The organism is Streptomyces sp. NPDC053079 (genome assembly GCF_044546695.1).
Lineage (GTDB): Bacteria > Actinomycetota > Actinomycetes > Streptomycetales > Streptomycetaceae > Streptomyces.
On record NZ_JBITZJ010000002.1, the window covers coordinates 253711 to 269266 of the forward strand.

General features: G+C 72.2%; 14 protein-coding genes. 10 read left to right on the plus strand and 4 right to left on the minus strand.

Going from position 1 to position 15556, the window contains the following annotated elements; translation table 11 throughout:
• Positions 1-123: 123 nt before the first annotated feature.
• Together ACIGXW_RS08380 and ACIGXW_RS08385 are read left to right on the plus strand one after the other, a co-directional pair.
• Positions 124-1146 (plus strand): Ig-like domain-containing protein, encoded by a 1023-nt coding sequence (locus ACIGXW_RS08380; protein WP_399571259.1) that lies wholly within the window; start codon positions 124-126, stop codon positions 1144-1146.
• A gap of 176 nt (positions 1147-1322) precedes the next feature.
• Positions 1323-1835, plus strand: a complete 513-nt coding sequence (locus tag ACIGXW_RS08385) for a DoxX family protein (RefSeq protein WP_399571261.1) — start codon at positions 1323-1325, stop codon at positions 1833-1835.
• A gap of 25 nt (positions 1836-1860) precedes the next feature.
• Here ACIGXW_RS08385 and ACIGXW_RS08390 read toward each other — a convergent pair whose 3' ends face one another.
• Complete coding sequence (locus tag ACIGXW_RS08390) at positions 1861-2097, minus strand: hypothetical protein (protein WP_399571264.1); 237 nt, start codon at positions 2095-2097, stop codon at positions 1861-1863.
• A complete protein-coding gene (locus ACIGXW_RS08395; RefSeq protein WP_399571266.1) occupies positions 2084-3439 on the minus strand; it encodes a PspC domain-containing protein in 1356 nt (451 codons plus the stop codon). Before ACIGXW_RS08395 ends, ACIGXW_RS08390 begins: the two co-directional genes overlap by 14 nt.
• A 134-nt stretch (positions 3440-3573) precedes the next feature.
• Between ACIGXW_RS08395 and ACIGXW_RS08400 the strand changes: the two genes are divergently transcribed.
• From ACIGXW_RS08400 to ACIGXW_RS08415, 4 genes are all read left to right on the plus strand, one after another.
• Positions 3574-5196: a protein kinase gene (locus ACIGXW_RS08400; RefSeq protein ID WP_399571268.1), complete on the plus strand. Its 1623-nt coding sequence runs from the start codon at positions 3574-3576 to the stop codon at positions 5194-5196.
• Between the two features lie 66 nt (positions 5197-5262).
• The gene (locus ACIGXW_RS08405) at positions 5263-6534 is read left to right on the plus strand and encodes an ATP-binding protein (RefSeq protein WP_104531572.1); all 1272 of its coding nucleotides are present in this window, start codon (positions 5263-5265) and stop codon (positions 6532-6534) included.
• Positions 6531-7223 carry a response regulator transcription factor gene (locus ACIGXW_RS08410; protein WP_071962617.1) on the plus strand — a complete coding sequence of 231 codons (693 nt, stop codon included), beginning with the start codon at positions 6531-6533 and terminating at the stop codon, positions 7221-7223. Before ACIGXW_RS08405 ends, ACIGXW_RS08410 begins: the two co-directional genes overlap by 4 nt.
• A gap of 128 nt (positions 7224-7351) precedes the next feature.
• On the plus strand, positions 7352-8467 hold the full coding sequence (locus ACIGXW_RS08415; protein ID WP_399571270.1) for an alpha/beta hydrolase: 1116 nt from the start codon (positions 7352-7354) through the stop codon (positions 8465-8467).
• A gap of 70 nt (positions 8468-8537) precedes the next feature.
• Here ACIGXW_RS08415 and ACIGXW_RS08420 read toward each other — a convergent pair whose 3' ends face one another.
• On the minus strand, positions 8538-9044 hold the full coding sequence (locus tag ACIGXW_RS08420) for a MarR family winged helix-turn-helix transcriptional regulator (protein WP_399571272.1): 507 nt from the start codon (positions 9042-9044) through the stop codon (positions 8538-8540).
• 113 nt (positions 9045-9157) lie between these two features.
• Between ACIGXW_RS08420 and ACIGXW_RS08425 the strand changes: the two genes are divergently transcribed.
• Both ACIGXW_RS08425 and ACIGXW_RS08430 read left to right on the plus strand, forming a co-directional pair.
• A complete protein-coding gene (locus tag ACIGXW_RS08425) occupies positions 9158-9901 on the plus strand; it encodes a hypothetical protein (RefSeq protein ID WP_399571275.1) in 744 nt (247 codons plus the stop codon).
• A 78-nt stretch (positions 9902-9979) separates the two neighbouring features.
• Positions 9980-11209 carry an MFS transporter gene (locus tag ACIGXW_RS08430; RefSeq protein WP_399571278.1) on the plus strand — a complete coding sequence of 410 codons (1230 nt, stop codon included), beginning with the start codon at positions 9980-9982 and terminating at the stop codon, positions 11207-11209.
• Here the strand turns inward: ACIGXW_RS08430 and ACIGXW_RS08435 are convergent.
• Positions 11206-12294 carry an NlpC/P60 family protein gene (locus ACIGXW_RS08435; protein WP_399571280.1) on the minus strand — a complete coding sequence of 363 codons (1089 nt, stop codon included), beginning with the start codon at positions 12292-12294 and terminating at the stop codon, positions 11206-11208. The two genes, ACIGXW_RS08430 and ACIGXW_RS08435, sit on opposite strands and share 4 nt — an antisense overlap.
• A gap of 278 nt (positions 12295-12572) precedes the next feature.
• Between ACIGXW_RS08435 and ACIGXW_RS08440 the strand changes: the two genes are divergently transcribed.
• Both ACIGXW_RS08440 and pcrA read left to right on the plus strand, forming a co-directional pair.
• Positions 12573-12926: a hypothetical protein gene (locus ACIGXW_RS08440; protein WP_399571282.1), complete on the plus strand. Its 354-nt coding sequence runs from the start codon at positions 12573-12575 to the stop codon at positions 12924-12926.
• 93 nt (positions 12927-13019) lie between these two features.
• The gene (pcrA, locus tag ACIGXW_RS08445; protein WP_071962623.1) at positions 13020-15518 is read left to right on the plus strand and encodes a DNA helicase PcrA; all 2499 of its coding nucleotides are present in this window, start codon (positions 13020-13022) and stop codon (positions 15516-15518) included.
• The last annotated feature ends 38 nt before the right edge of the window (positions 15519-15556 follow it).

Genomic DNA, 15556 nt, shown 5'->3' on the forward strand with positions numbered 1-15556 from the left:
CTTTGTGGGGCATTTGCCCTGCTTACGATGGTGAGGAGCCGGGGCGTAGCCGCCTCGGCTCCGTCATGTCCGGAAGAGCGTCACGTCCGGAAGCACTGGAAGAAACGAACCGGTAGGAGAACCATGCGCCTCTCCCGTTGCATCGGGCTGTCCGCGGCCCTGGCCCTGACCGGGCTGGCCGTCACGGGGTGCGGCGGCGGTGCCGAGGCCGAGGAGCGGCCCGCGAAGTCCTCCGCCCGGGGATCCGCCCCCGCGCCCTCGAGCGCCGCCCCCGTCTCCGAGAAGCCGGCCCCGCCCGCCGCGATGCTCACCGGCGCCGCCCGGACCGTACGGCCCGAGATAGCCCCCGCGAACGGCGAGAAGGTCGGCGTGGGACAGCCCATCGCGATCGTCTTCAAGCAGCAGAAGGTCTCCCAGGAGCTGCGCGCCGGAATCGAGGGGCGGCTGAAGGTCTCCACCTCGCCGAAGGTCCCCGGGGCCTGGCACTGGAACGAGTCCAAGGGCGACACCCGCGTCCACTTCCGCCCCGAGAAGTTCTGGCCCGCCGGCACCAAGGTGACCCTGGACGCCCGGCTCGCGGGCGTGAAGCTCGCCGGGGGCACGGCCGCCGCCGGCGACCGCAGCGTCTCCTTCACCATCGGCGACTCGATGGTCAATACCGTGGACCTCAAGACCCACAAGATGACCGTCGTCCGCAACGGCAGGACGCTGCGCACCATCGCGATCAGCGGCGGCGACGAGGGCAAGGGCTTCGGGACCCGCGAGGGCATCAAGACCATCCTCGGCAAGGAGGGGCGGGTCGTGATGGACTCGCTCTCCATCGGCATCCCGCGCAACCACCCGGACGGGTTCTACGGCTCGTACGACTACAGCATGCGCGAGACGATCAGCGGCGAGTACGTGCACGCGGCCCCCGACAACGCCGAGTCCTTCGGCAAGGAGAACGTCAGCCACGGCTGCATCGGCATGTCCACGGACGACGCCAAGTGGCTGTACGGGCTGAGCCTCAAGGGCGATGTCGTGCAGGTCGGCGGGGGTACGAAGCCCAAGCCGATGGACCTCTTCGGCAACGGCTACGGCGACTGGAACCTCAGCTGGGAGCAGTGGCTGCAGGGCAGCGCGCTGGGCGTGCGCACCGGCGGCTGAGCACACACCACCGCTGCCCACAAGCCCTGTGGACAACCCCCGCCGCCGGCCGCGCGGGGTTGTCCACAGGGCTGAATGCTTTCCGGCCCCCGCACGTATGGTCGGAGAGCGATGAGTGATGACGGATCGCGGCGGGCCGGCAGGGTCCGGTGCGGGTGAAGGCGAGGGAGGCGGCCATGGCGAGCGGCATGTCATTCACGGGGCGCGGGGACCTGGGGCGGTATGCCCTGCTGCCGCTGCGCCTCTTCCTCGGGGTGACGTTCCTTTACGCGGGGCTCGACAAGCTCACCGACTCCGCCTTCATGGCGAGCGAAGGGCCGGGGTCGGTCGGGGCGCTGATGGAGTCGGTGCGCGGGACGGCCGCGCTCCCGGGGCTGGTGGACCTGGCGCTGAAGAGTCCGGTGGGCTTCGGCTACGCCATCGCGCTGGGTGAGCTGGCGGTGGGCATAGGCACCCTGCTGGGGGCGTTCGCCCGGGTGGCGGCGGCCGGGGGCGCGCTGATCTCGCTCAGTCTGTGGCTCACCGTCAGCTGGGCGGCCACGCCGTACTACTACGGCAACGACCTGGTCTATCTGATGGCGTGGCTGCCGCTGGTCATAGCGGGCGCGCCCCTGCTGTCGGTGGACGCGGCGTGGTCCGGCCGCCGCCGTGGGCGGGGCCGGGGTCGCAGGGGCGCGCTGTTCGGCTGAGCCGGGCGGTGGGCCCGGCGGGCGGTCAGCGCGGTTCGCCGGGACGGTCGTTGCGGTCCGTGGCGCGGCCCCGGTGACGGCGGACGGCGAAGGCGAGGGAGGAGGCCACGCCGGCCACGCAGAAGCCGGCGACCATCACCGGCAGCAGGAGGTAGGAGGGGAAGTCCCACCGGCCGCCGGCGGCGGCGAGGTAGGCCAGGCAGCCGCCGAGCAGGACCAGCCCGACGACCAACTTGCCCGGCTCGAAGTCATGGCGTGGCACGGTCCACCTCCACCTGGCCGATGCCGGCCTTGAGCTTGATCTCCAGGATGCCGCGCGAGGGGCGCCCGGCGGCGGGTTCCAGCGTGAGGTGCTTGTGCTGCCCGGGCTCGACGTCGATGTCGTCGCGCCGCTCGCCGGGCAGCTGGATGTCGCCGATGCCGATCTCGATGTCCAGCCGTGCCGTGACGTCCGGGGGCAGCACGACCTTGAGCTGCCCGGCGCCGACCTCGGCGAACAGGTCGAGCGGCGTGGCGCCGCCCTGCGACCAGGCCGGCGCGGTCAGGTCCAGCACGGCCACGCCGCTGCCCAGTTCGAAGCGCTCGCGTACGTCCGCCGGGCCCGCCGGGCGCCAGGTCGTGCGCGTCCACTCGCTGGTCACCGACTTCGGCAGGGCGGCGGCGCCGGTGAGCAACGCGCCGGTCAGCACCGCCGCGACGACCGTGCCGCCGCCCGTGCGCCCGTACAGGGAGCTGACCGCGATGCCCAGGCCGAAGACGCCCAGGGCGCAGGCCAGGCCGATCTCGAGGGAGGTGCCCAGGGGCTGGTGGTGCCAGGTCAGGCCGGTGCCGAGGCCGCAGGCCGCCAGGGCCAGCAGGAAGGTCCAGCCGCCCAGTTGGCGTCCGGTGGGCGCCGGGCGGACGGGCGCGCGGGCGGCGGTGGTCGCCGTCTCGTAGGGGCCGTCGTCGGGTCCCCACAGATAGCCGGTGCCGGCGGACCCGGCCAGGGCGGCCGGCGCCGCGTCCTTGACCGGGTCGCGCCACCAGGACGGCGTGCCCGGCGCCGGGGGCGCCTGTGTCTCCGGCGGGGCGTCCACAGCCTTGTGCGGCTTATGGGGTTTGTACGCCTTGGCGGTCTTCTGTCCTGCGTGCAGCAACGTGCCCTCGGCCGCCGGTATGCCGCCGGCCCCCGCTTCGGCGCGCTCGTCCTCCGCCTCCACGAGGCCGCGGTGGCGCGACCAGTAGGCGGCGCCGCTGAGGGCGATCGTCAGCATCAGCGCGAAGGCCATCACGCCGCTGTTGTTGAGCATCGACAGGAACAGCCCGCAGCCCACCAGGGCGCACAGCACCGCCGTCAGCGCCGGCCCCTCGACGCGGCCCGAGAGCATCCGCCGGCCCTCGTTCTCCTCCTCGCCCTCCAGCGGGATGAGCAGCCAGGCGAAGCCGTAGACGATCAGGCCCAGCCCGCCCGAGACCCCCAGCACCCCCAGCGCCACGCGGAAGATGACCGGGTCCATGTCGAAGCAGCGGCCGAGCCCGCCGCAGACGCCGGCGACCATCTTGTGCTCACGGCTGCGCCGCAGCGGCGGTCGGGTCTCGTGTTCGGCGGTCGGTGCGTCGGTCATGGGGACATCGTGTCAACCGGAACGTGTGTATGACATCCGTGACGACCCTGGCCGTTCCCTGAGATCCTCCCTGAGGCCCGGCCGGTTAGGGTGTGGCGGATCGAACACACGCGGGGGAACCGGAGGGGCGCGCGATGCACAGTGCAGTGCCGGGAACGGGACGGCTCGTCGCCGGCCGGTACCGGCTCGTCGAGCGCATAGGCCGGGGCGGCATGGGCACCGTCTGGCGTGCCGAGGACCAGTTGCTGGGCCGCCAGGTCGCCGTCAAGCAGCTGCACGTCTCCCCGGGCCTGCAGGAGGACGAGCTCGCGACCCTCTACGAGCGCACCCGCCGTGAGGCGCGCAGCGCGGCCCGCATCACCCACCCCAACGTCGTGGTCGTCCACGACGTCGTCGAGGACGCCGGACTGCCGTGCATCGTGATGGAGTACGTCCCCTCGACGACACTCGGCGATCTGCTCCGCAGCGGCACCCTGAGCCCGGACGAGGCCGCCCGCATCGGGCGCGGCATGATCGCGGCGCTGCGCGCGGCCCACGCGGCCGGTGTGCTGCACCGTGACGTCAAGCCCGGCAACGTACTCCTCGGCGACGACGGGCGGGTCGTCCTCACCGACTTCGGCATCGCCCAGGCCAGTGGCACCTCCACCCTGACCAAGACCGGCGAGATGGTCGGCTCCATCGACTACATCGCCCCCGAGCGGGTCAAGGGCGCCAAGCCCGGCCCCGCCTCCGACCTGTGGGCGCTCGGCGCCACGCTCTACCAGGCCCTCGAGGGCCGGCCGCCGTTCCGCAAGGACACCGCGGTCGAGACGGCGTACTCCATCGCCGTGGACCCGCTGGTGCCGCCGCGCGGGGCGGGCCCGCTGACCAAGCTGATCGAGACCCTGCTGGCCAAGGACCCGGCGCTGCGTCCCCCCGCCGAGCTGGTGGAGCAGATCCTGCGCGAGCCGGCCGCCGAGCCCGTCACGGCCCCCCTGAGGACCGAGCGGACCGAGCGGACCGAGCGGGCCGAGCGGCCCCAGCGGCCCGAGCCGCGGCCCGAACCGACGACCGTCGCCGACCCGATCGCCACCGCCCCCACCGCCCCGCAGGCCGTGCCCGCGGCCCCCGCCGCGCCCAAGCGGCGCCGGACGGCCCTGTGGAGCACCGTCGCCGTCGCCGTCGTGGCGGCCCTGGCGGCCGGGGCGTACTTCCTGCCGCAGGACGGCGGCCAGGAGGACGACGAGGCCGCGCCCCCGGCGTCGGAGAAGCCCTCGGCGAGCGCGCCCGCAAGCCCCGGAGCGAGTCCGCTGCCGGCCGTGCCGAAGGGGTACCACCTCGTCGACGAGAAGGGGGTGGGCGTCTCCTTCCCCGTGCCGGACGGCTGGAAGCGCAAGAAGCTGCCGGACAGCGACGAGATCCTCTACGTCGACCCCACCGAACTGGTCGGGCTGCGCGTCTCCGTCCTCGACCTCGCCAGCAGCGACCCTCTCCAGCGGTGGAAGGACGACGAGGCCAAGTCCGTGGCGGAGGGCAAGCTCCCGGGCTACAAGCAGCTGCGCATGCAGAGCACGGAGTTCCGCGGCCAGCCGGCCGCGATCTGGGAGTTCAGCTGGCGGGGGCGGGCACGCGACTTCCGCGCCGCCGACCTGGGCTTCGGGCGTCCGGGCGGCAACGAGTACGCCATCTACCTCTCGGCGCCCGCGGCCGACTGGCACAAGCACAAGAAGGTGTTCGACGACGTCCGGGACGGATTCCGGCTGCCCAAGGACAGGTGACGGATAGGGGGCCCGTCAGGGACGACCCTGATGCCGCGGCGGGCCCGACCGTGTGACGATCTGGGCATGACCACCGCCGCACGTCCCGACAGCCCGCCCCTGCGCAAGCTCTACCGCAGCGCGGACGGGCGGCTGCTCGGCGGAGTGGCCCGTGGGCTCGCCGGGCACCTGGGGGTGCCGGTGTCCTGGGTGCGGCTGGTGTTCCTGGCGCTGTTCATGGCGCAGGGCATGGGCGCGCTGCTGTACGCGGTGTTCTGGTTCGTGGTGCCCCTCGGCGTCGGCGGCGTGGAGGCGCCGCGCCGGGCCGTCGCCCAGGTCTCCGCCGACGGGCGCCTGCGGCTGTTCGCCCGCAAGCCCGACCGCGGCCAGGTCTTCGCGCTCATCGCGCTCCTCATCAGCGCCGCGATCTTCCTCGACCGGCTCCACCTCGGCCGCGCCAACACCTACATCTGGCCCCTGATCTTCATAGGCGCGGGCGTCGCCCTCGTCTGGCGCCAGGCCGACAACGCCCGCCGGGCCCACTGGATGGAGGTCGGCCGCCGCAAGCGCGTCCTGCCCCTCGCGCGCGGCGCGGCGGGCGTGGTGCTGGTCGGCGTCGGCGCGACCGGCATCGTCGTCCTCCAGGGCTCGGCCGAGCACCTGGGCACCGTGCTGCAGGCCTCGCTGGCCGTGCTGGTCGGCATCGCGCTCCTGGCCGGACCCTCGGTCGTCCGGATGACCCAGGACCTCACCGCCGAGCGGACGATGCGCATCCGCGCCCAGGAGCGTGCCGAGGTCGCCGCCCACGTCCACGACTCCGTCCTGCACACCCTCACCCTGATCCAGCGCAACGCCGAGGACTCCCGCGAGGTCGCCCGCCTGGCCCGGGCCCAGGAGCGGGAGCTGCGGAACTGGCTCTACAACCCCGAGGGCCGCGGCAAGGAGGAGGCCGAGGAGCCCAGCACCCTGGCCGAGGCCGTCAAGGCCACCGCCGCGGAGGTCGAGGACTACCACGGCGTGCCCATCGAGGTCGTCGTGGTCGGCGACTGCCCGCTCGACGAGCGGCTCGGCGCCCAGCTGCAGGCGGCCCGTGAGGCCATGGTCAACGCGGCCAAGTACGGTGGCCAGGGCGGGGCCGTGCAGGTCTACGCCGAGGTCGAGGCGCGTACGGTCTTCATCTCCGTCCGCGACCGGGGTCCCGGCTTCGACCTGGACGCGGTGCCGGACGACCGGATGGGCGTCCGCGAGTCGATCATCGGCCGGATGCAGCGCAACGGCGGCACGGCGAGACTGCGTTCCGCGCCCGACGGGGGGACGGAAGTGGAGCTGGAGATGGAGAGGGCGGAGAAGGCGACATGACGAGCGAAGAGACCGGCGAGAGCGTCGCGCGGCACGTCAGGGTGGTGCTCGTCGACGACCACCGCATGTTCCGTACGGGCGTGCAGGCGGAGATCGGAGCCACCGACCGCACGGGCGTCGAGGTCGTCGGCGAGGCCGCCGACGTCGACCAGGCGGTCACCGTCATCACCGCGACCCGGCCCGAGGTCGTCCTGCTGGACGTCCACCTCCCGGGCGGCGGGGGAGTGGAAGTGCTGCGCCGCTGCGCCCCCTTGATGGCCGACCAGAACGCCCCGGTCCGCTTCCTTGCGCTGTCCGTCTCCGACGCCGCCGAGGACGTCATCGGCGTCATCCGCGGCGGCGCCCGCGGCTACGTCACCAAGACCATCACCGGCACCGACCTGATCGACGCGGTCTTCCGGGTCAGGGACGGCGACGCGGTCTTCTCGCCCCGGCTGGCCGGCTTCGTGCTCGACGCGTTCGCCTCGACCGACGCACCGCCGGTCGACGAGGACCTGGACCGCCTCACCCAGCGCGAGCGCGAGGTTTTGCGCCTGATCGCCCGCGGCTACGCCTACAAGGAGATCGCCAAGCAGCTGTTCATCTCGGTGAAGACGGTCGAGTCGCACGTCTCGGCGGTGCTGCGCAAGCTCCAGCTGTCCAACCGCCACGAACTGACGCGCTGGGCGACGGCCCGACGGCTGGTCTGACGGCCGGTCCGGCGGGCGGGGCGGCCCTCCGCGCCGCCCCGCGCGCACCGGTGGGAACCTCTTCGCCCTTCCCGTCATCTACTCACAGGCGAGAGGCACAGAACCGGAAACGAGAGCCCGATAACGCGATGAGCCTGACGGGGACCCCCTTCTTCCTGACCACGATCGTCCTGGTCGTGGTGGCCCTCGCGCTGCCCCTCGCCCTGTGGGGCAGGATCCGCGGCCCCCGGTTCGTACGCCACCTCACGCGCTTCTTCATGCTGCTGTTCGCGCAGGCCACCGCGATCGTCATGGTCTTCGTGATCGTCAACAACTCCAACGGCCTGTTCGACACCTGGGCCGATCTGCTCGGCACCGGCGACCACGTCAACGCCGCCGCCGACCTCGGCCCGGACGGCACCGGCGGCAAGTCCGTGGACGGCGAGCCGAAGGTGGTGCAGAAGTTCACGCCCGCGTCCGACAAGCGCATGGGCCCCGGCGTCCAGGAGACCAAGCTCAAGGGCCGCATATCGGGCGTGGAGGGCGAGGTGTATGTCTGGCTGCCCCCGCAGTACGACGACCCCGCCTACAAGGACAAGAAGTTCCCCGTCGTCGAGGTGCTGCCCGGCTTCCCCGGCTCGGCCAAGGCCTGGTTCGGCACCCTCGACGTCAACACCCAGCTCAAGCCCCTGATGGAGAAGGGCGAGGTGGCCCCCTTCGTCATCGTGGCGCCGCGCACCACCCTCCTCGGCGACGTCGACACCGGCTGCGCCAACACCCCCGGCAAGGTCAACGCCGACACCTGGCTGAGCGTCGACGTCCGCAAGATGGTCACGGACACCTTCCGCGTCACCGACAAGCCCGACGGCTGGGCCGTCGCCGGCTACTCGGCCGGCGCCCACTGCGCCGCCAAGCTGGCCGTCGCCCACCCCGACCGCTACCGGGCCGGAGTGAGCCTGTCCGGCTACAACGACCCCATCGGCGAGCCGGGCTCCCTCACCGCGAAGACGCCGGAGCTGCGGGACGCGAACAACCCCTGGAAGATGCTCCAGCACGCCAAGACCCCGCCCCGCGTGGCGCTGTTCTTCTCGGGCGCGGAGGGCGACGGCTACCAGGGCGGACTGGCGATCAAACAGTCCGCGAAGCCGCCGACGACCGTCCAGGTCAGCATGGTCCCGGCCGGTGCGGGCGGCCATGGCACGGCCGTCTGGAAGCGGCAGGTGCCGGACGTCTTCCGGTGGCTGACCAAGCAGGTCGCGTACTGAGCGCACGCACCGAGCGCACGCTCCGGGCGCACGTACCGAGCGGCTGGCGGACGTGCGGGCCGCGCCGTGATCAGGTGAGCGTGGTGTCGCCCTGAGCCTCAAGAATCTTGCGCAGGCCCGAGGCGATGTGCTCGTACTCCTCGGGGGTCAGGACGGACAGGATCTCGTCGTAGTCCCGCAGGTGGGCGACGATGGCCTCGTCGATCAGTGACTTGCCGCGCTCGGTGAGGCGGATCTGCACCGATCGCCGGTCGGCGCGGTCGCGGATCCGCTCGACCAGACCCTTGTCCTCCAGGCGGTCCATGCGGTTCGTGATGGCGCCCGGGGACACCATGGCCGCTTTCGCGAAGGCGCCGGCGGTGAGCGTGTAGGGCGGGCCCGAGCGGCACAGCGTGGACAGCACGTCGAACTCGCCCATGTTCACGCCGAATTCGTCGCTGATCCTCTTGAAGTGCTGGTCGTACACGCGCTGCATGCGCTGCATGCGCCCCATCACCTCCACGGGCTGCAGGCTGCCCGCCAGCTCGGGCCGTTCCCCGCGCCACTGCTCGATGATCAGGTCCACCGCATCGGTCACGTCATCACCCTCTCCATGATTCATTCAACCTTAAAAGGGTTGACGTTGAACAAGCAAGCGTGCTTTTCTTTCAACGTCAAAAGATCTTGCCTTGAAGGACCTCAGGAGCAGCAATGACGACCGCGGACCGCGGAAACCTCAAGCTCTCGTACTCCGACGGCCGACCGGCCACCACCGGCGTCGAGGCGGTCAACCGCGTCCTGCGCATGGTGGGCGTGCGGGTCAGTCAGGTCCCCGTTCCCACGGAAGCCCGCCCGATGCTGGAGGCGTCCAAGGGCCGGGCGCTCTCGGAAGAGGAAGGCGCGGAACTGCTCTCGCTGTTCCGCATGCACCGGGGGCAGCTGGTGGAGCAGATCGAGCTGGCCGGCCGCCGCCCGGAGGCGCGTCGGGGCGGATTCCTGAACACCTCCGAGGTCGGCGTTCCCCCGTACCCGAAGGTGTACGACATGCGGACGATGGGCGCCGACGTCCTGCACGCCGTGCAGGAGCGCTTCGGAAGGCTCCACGTGAACAGCTCCGACCACGGCGTCGGCGTCGACGAAGTGATGACGGTCGTCTCCGGTGGCCCGTGGACGTGGTTCTACCTGTTGCCCGACGGCGTGGTCGCGAAGCTGTCGGTAGGCGCGGTCGGGACCGGCGATCCGGCCTGGCGCGTGAGCTACCCCGGCCTGGGCCCCCACGGCGCCTTCCTCGACGCCGAGTACGGCCTGATCGTGGCCTACGTCCACGGCCCCGAGAAGTTCGTCATGCGCTACGAGGAGCCGAGCGTGGACGGCGCACAGGCGCTGGGCACGAATCCGTGGATCGACTTCAGCGGCGACGCCCCGCGGCTGCTCGACGAAGTGACCGCGTCCTGACCGGCGCCCACGGTGAACGCCTCATGGCCACCGTCTGATCCGCCCCTCACGCGAAACATCCCACCAGCAGGAAGAGACATGACCACCACCACCGGCCCGGCCGTCACGCGCACGCCCTTCCTCTCCGCCGCCGCCGAATCCGCGGGTCGCGTCCCCATCCTGTGGCTGGCGTTGCTCGCCACACCGGTCGCCGCCGCCAACAACGCGACCGTCCTGATCCTCGGCGACATGAGCCGCGCCCTCGGTATCAGCACCGCCGGCGCGTCATGGCTGGTCACCGTCTTCGCGCTGGCGCTGGCGGTCGCGACACCACTGATCGCGACGCTGGTACGCCGGCGCGGTACGCGCACCGCGCTGTGGCTGAGCGCCGGCTTCGTCGCCGTCGGGACCGCGGTGGTGGCCACCTCGCCGTGGCTGCCGCTCACCCTCGTCGGACGGGCCGGTCAGGCGGCGGGCGGAGCGGGGATGATGGCCATCGCCATGAATCTGGCCGGCACCGCCCGCCGCATGGGTGTGATCAGTGCCGGGACCGGGATCCTCGGCGCGATGGGTCCGCTGCTCGGCGAGCGCCTCACCGACGCCCTCTCCTGGCGGGCCGCCCTGTCCATCCTGCTGGTCACCCTCCTGGCCGTCCCGGCGGTCAGCCGCCACACCACCCGGGTCCCGGCCGCAGGGGGCCGCTTCGACGCCCGGGGCGCGGTGCTGCTGGCGGTCCTGTCCAGCAGCCTCGTCCTGCTGCCGACGAACCCGCTGCCCGCCCTCGCCGCGGCAGCCGTCACCGGCGTCCTGCTGTCCCTGCACATACGTCGCCGCCCGGACGGCTACGTCCCGGCAGCCGCCCTGCGCTCCCGGCTCTTCCGCAGTTCGGCCCTGATGGCCCTCGCCCTGTCCGCGTCGTACTTCACGCTGCTGTTCGCGATCCCGCGGCTGATCGCCGACCGGGCCGGCTGGTCGACCGGCTCGGTGGCCACGGGCCAGATGATCGCCATGATCATCGGATCTGCGCTCACCCTCGTCTTCGCGGCCGTCGCCGCGCGCCTGGGTCGGACCAGGGTGCGGGCGATCCTGCTCGTGGTGGGGGCACTCGCCGCGACGGCGGCGGTCTTCGCCCACAGCGCGATCATCCTGTTCGCGGCGATCGGCCTCGCCGTCTTCAGCGCCACCGGCGTCAACGCCACCCAGTCCATGACCGCGGCCTCCGCCGTCCCTGAAGCCCAGCGCCCCACCGGTATCGGCCTGTTCCAGCTCGCCTACCTCATGGGCGGAGCCCTCGGCCCCGCGCTCGCCACCCTGCTGGTCCTCGGCTAGGCGGGGCGCGACGCTCCCGCGAACGGCATCTCGTCGATCGGCGCGATCCGCACGGGCGCCCCGGGGTGCGGGGCGTGGATCATCCGGCCGCCGCCGACGTAGAGGCCGACATGGCTGATGCCGGAGTAGAAGAACACCAGGTCGCCGGGGGCGAGCCGGTTACGGGCGATCCGCCGCCCGGCGTTGATCTGGGTGTACGTGGTGCGCGGCAGCGACACCCCCGCCGCCTGCCACGCGGCCTGCGTCAGCCCCGAGCAGTCGAACGCGGACGGGCCGGTCGCCCCCCACACGTACGGCTTGCCGATCGCCGAGTAGGCGAAGGCCACGGCCTGTGCGGCGCGCCCCGACGCGGCCCGGTCCGCACCGGCCTGCGGGGCCACCGGCGCGAGCGCGGCGTGCGCCGCCTCCTTGACGTCCGCGCCCGCGGCGCCGCCGGTGGCAGCGACGCCCTCGCCCGCCTCGACCGCCGTGCGCTCGACGGCCGGGAGCTCCTTCAGCAGCTGCCTGGCCTTCTCGAGCTTGGCCTCGATCGTGTGCTTGTGCGCGGCGAGCGCGGCCTCCTCGCGCCTGAGCTCCGAGAGCCGGGCGCCCGCGGTGGTGCGGACCCGCTGGACGTCGCGCAGCTCGTGCCGCACCCGGGCGACCGTCGCGGCCTGCCGGGTGCCCGCGCGGTCGGCGAGGGAGGCGCTCTCCAGATAGCGGTCGGGGGAGGAGGAGAGCAGCAGCCGCACGCCGGCGGGCATGCCGCCGTCGCGGTACTGGGCGGTGGCGAAGGAGCCGAGGGCGTTGCGGGCGGAGTTGAGCCGCTCGGTCTTGCGGGCGGCCTCGTCCTGCAGCCTCTCGAGCGCGGACCGCGCCCGGTCGGTCCGCTCCTTGGCGCCGTTGTACTTCTCCGTGGCCACCTCGGCCTGCTGGTAGTACCCCGCCACCTGGGCCTTCGCCTGCGCGGGGGTCAGGGCGGGGGCGGCGTGGCCGGTGCCCTCCAGGGCGGTGGCGGTGGCGGCTCCCGCCAGGGCCAGGGTCGCCGCGGTCCGGGCGGTGCTGCCGGCGAGGGGGTGCTGCTTGGGCTTTCGGTGCGTCGCCACGTCGGACGTCACTTCCTTCGGGTCCGGCAAGAGGTGCCCGGCGGCGGCCCGCACGAGGGGGGGGAGGGCAGGCCACCGCCGTCTGCAGGAGGACGCTAAACCCCGGGGTCACAGGGAAACGGCCATGACCGGTATTGGCTCTATTCAGCCGTTTCGCGACTGTGCATGGCGGGCGCTTCCCGACCGTACGGACACAAGGAGCCCTGGACTGACCGAAGCTCCGATTACCCCCACCTGGCCGCCGATGGGTGGTATGGGCCCGGCTAGGGTCGGGCCCCATGGACGTACTCATTCACGCCGTCGTCGGCCTGCACATCATCGGTATCGCCGCGCTCCTCGGCGGCTTCATGACCCAGATGAAGGCCATGGGCAAGGGCGAGGCGCGCATGGTCCCGGCGATGCTCCACGGCGCGCTGACCATGCTGGTCACCGGCGTCGCGCTGGTCGGCCTCCACCAGGCCCAGGACCACACGCTCAACACCGTCAAGCTCGGCGTGAAGATGGCCCTGCTGGTCGTCATCCTGGGCCTGGTCTACGTCAAGCGCGACGACGAGAAGGTCGGGGCGGCCGCGTTCGGCACCGTGGGCGCGCTGACGGCCGCCAACGTCTTCATCGCCGTGCTGTGGGTCTGAGCGGGCACGAGCCGTCGTCCGCGCTGTGGGGCTGACCACTGTCCGCGGGATCCGGGACCGGCTGTCAGTGGGGCGGCCTAGACTCGGGAGGCGATGAGCAGCCTCTTTGACGACAGCTTCCTGGCGGACCTGGCCCCCTCCGACGAGGAGCACCCGCCGCCCCCGGAGGACACGGCCCCGGAGCCGCTGCCGGACGACCTGTTCGGCGGCGCCTTCGACGCGCCCGTGCCGCGCGAGGCGTACTACCGCGACGGCGCCGCCCGCCCCGTCGTGGACCCGGCGGCGCTGCTCGAGGGGATGAACGACCAGCAGCGCGCGGCCGTGGTGCACACGGGCTCGCCGCTGCTGATCGTCGCCGGCGCCGGCTCCGGCAAGACGCGCGTGCTCACCCACCGCATCGCCCACCTGCTGGGCGCGCGCCACGTCCACCCCGGCCAGATCCTCGCGATCACGTTCACCAACAAGGCCGCGGGCGAGATGAAGGAGCGCGTCGAGCAGCTCGTCGGCCCGCGCGCCCACGCGATGTGGGTCATGACCTTCCACAGCGCGTGCGTGCGGATCCTGCGCCGCGAGAGCAAGAAGCTGGGCTTCACGTCCTCCTTCTCGATCTACGACGCGGCCGACTCCAAGCGCCTCATGGCGCTCGTCTGCCGCGACCTCGATCTGGACCCGAAGAAGTTCCCGCCGAAGTCCTTCAGCGCGAAGATCTCCAACCTGAAGAACGAGCTCGTCGACGAGGAGGCCTTCGCCGCGCAGGCCGCGGACGGCTTCGAGAAGACGCTCGCCGAGGCGTACGTCATGTACCAGGCACGGCTGCGCGAGGCCAACGCCCTGGACTTCGACGACATCATCATGACCACCGTCCACCTGCTGCAGGCGTTCCCGGACGTGGCCGAGCACTACCGCCGCCGCTTCCGCCACGTCCTGGTCGACGAGTACCAGGACACCAACCACGCGCAGTACACCCTGGTGCGCGAGCTGGTGGGCACGCCCGAGACGGCCGGCGAGGAGGGCGTCGCCGAGCTGTGCGTCGTGGGCGACGCCGACCAGTCGATCTACGCCTTCCGCGGCGCCACCATCCGCAACATCCTCCAGTTCGAGGAGGACTATCCGGACGCCACGACGATCCTGCTGGAGCAGAACTACCGCTCCACGCAGACGATCCTCAGCGCCGCGAACGCCGTCATCGAGCGCAACCAGAACCGCCGGCCGAAGAACCTGTGGACCGATGCCGGCGCGGGCGCGTCCATCACCGGCTACGTGGCCGACACCGAGCACGACGAGGCGCAGTTCGTCGCCGACGAGATCGACCGGCTGACCGACTCCGGGGACGCCAAGGCCGGCGACGTCGCCGTCTTCTACCGGACCAACGCCCAGTCCCGTGTCTTCGAAGAGATCTTCATCCGCGTCGGGCTGCCCTACAAGGTCGTCGGCGGCGTGCGCTTCTACGAGCGCAAGGAGGTCCGTGACGTCCTGGCCTACCTGCGGGTCCTCGCCAACCCCGAGGACACCGTGCCCCTGCGGCGCATCCTCAACGTCCCCAAGCGCGGCATCGGCGAGCGCGCCGAGGCCATGATCGACGCGCTCTCGCTGCGCGAGAAGATCAGCTTCCCGCAGGCGCTGCGCCGCGTCGACGAGGCGTACGGCATGGCGGCCCGCTCGACGAACGCCGTCAAGCGCTTCAACGTGCTGATGGAGGAGCTGCGCACCATCGTCGAGTCGGGGGCCGGGCCCGCGACCGTGCTGGAGGCGGTGCTGGAGCGCACGGGCTATCTGGCCGAGCTGCAGGCGTCGACCGACCCGCAGGACGAGACCCGCGTGGAGAACCTCCAGGAGCTCGCGGCCGTCGCCCTGGAGTTCGAGCAGGAGCGCTCCGCCGAGGGCGCCGAGAGCCCCGGCACGCTGGCCGAGTTCCTGGAGAAGGTGGCGCTGGTCGCCGACTCCGACCAGATCCCCGACGAGGACACCGAGGGCACGGGCGTCATCACGCTGATGACCCTGCACACGGCGAAGGGCCTGGAGTTCCCCTGCGTCTTCCTCACCGGCCTGGAGGACGGCGTCTTCCCGCACATGCGGGCCCTGGGCCAGACGAAGGAGCTCGAGGAGGAGCGGCGCCTGGCCTACGTCGGCATCACGCGCGCCCGCGAGCGGCTGTACCTGACCCGGGCGAGCATGCGCAGCGCATGGGGCCAGCCCTCCTACAACCCGCCGTCGCGGTTCCTGGAGGAGATCCCCGAGCAGTACCTGACCTGGCGCCGTACGGGGCCCGCGACGCCGTCCGCGTCCTCGCTGGGCGCGGGGTCCGGCATCACGTCGGGCTTCTCGTCCGGGTTCTCGTCGTCTTCGTCGTCCTCGTCGTCCCGGAGCCGGGGCGGTGCCAAGGCCGGCCCCAGCGGTTTCGCGACGCGGCGTGCCAAGGACCGGCCCGTGGTGGCGCTGGCCACCGGCGACCGGGTCACGCACGACTCGTTCGGGCTCGGCACGGTCATCGCCGTCAAGGGCAGCGGTGACAACGCCGAGGCCACGGTCGACTTCGGCGGGGAGAAGCCGAAGCGGCTGCTGCTGCGGTACGCACCGGTCGAGAAGCTGTAACCGCCGGGCGCGGGCGGCCGGGCCCGGGCCCGGCCGCC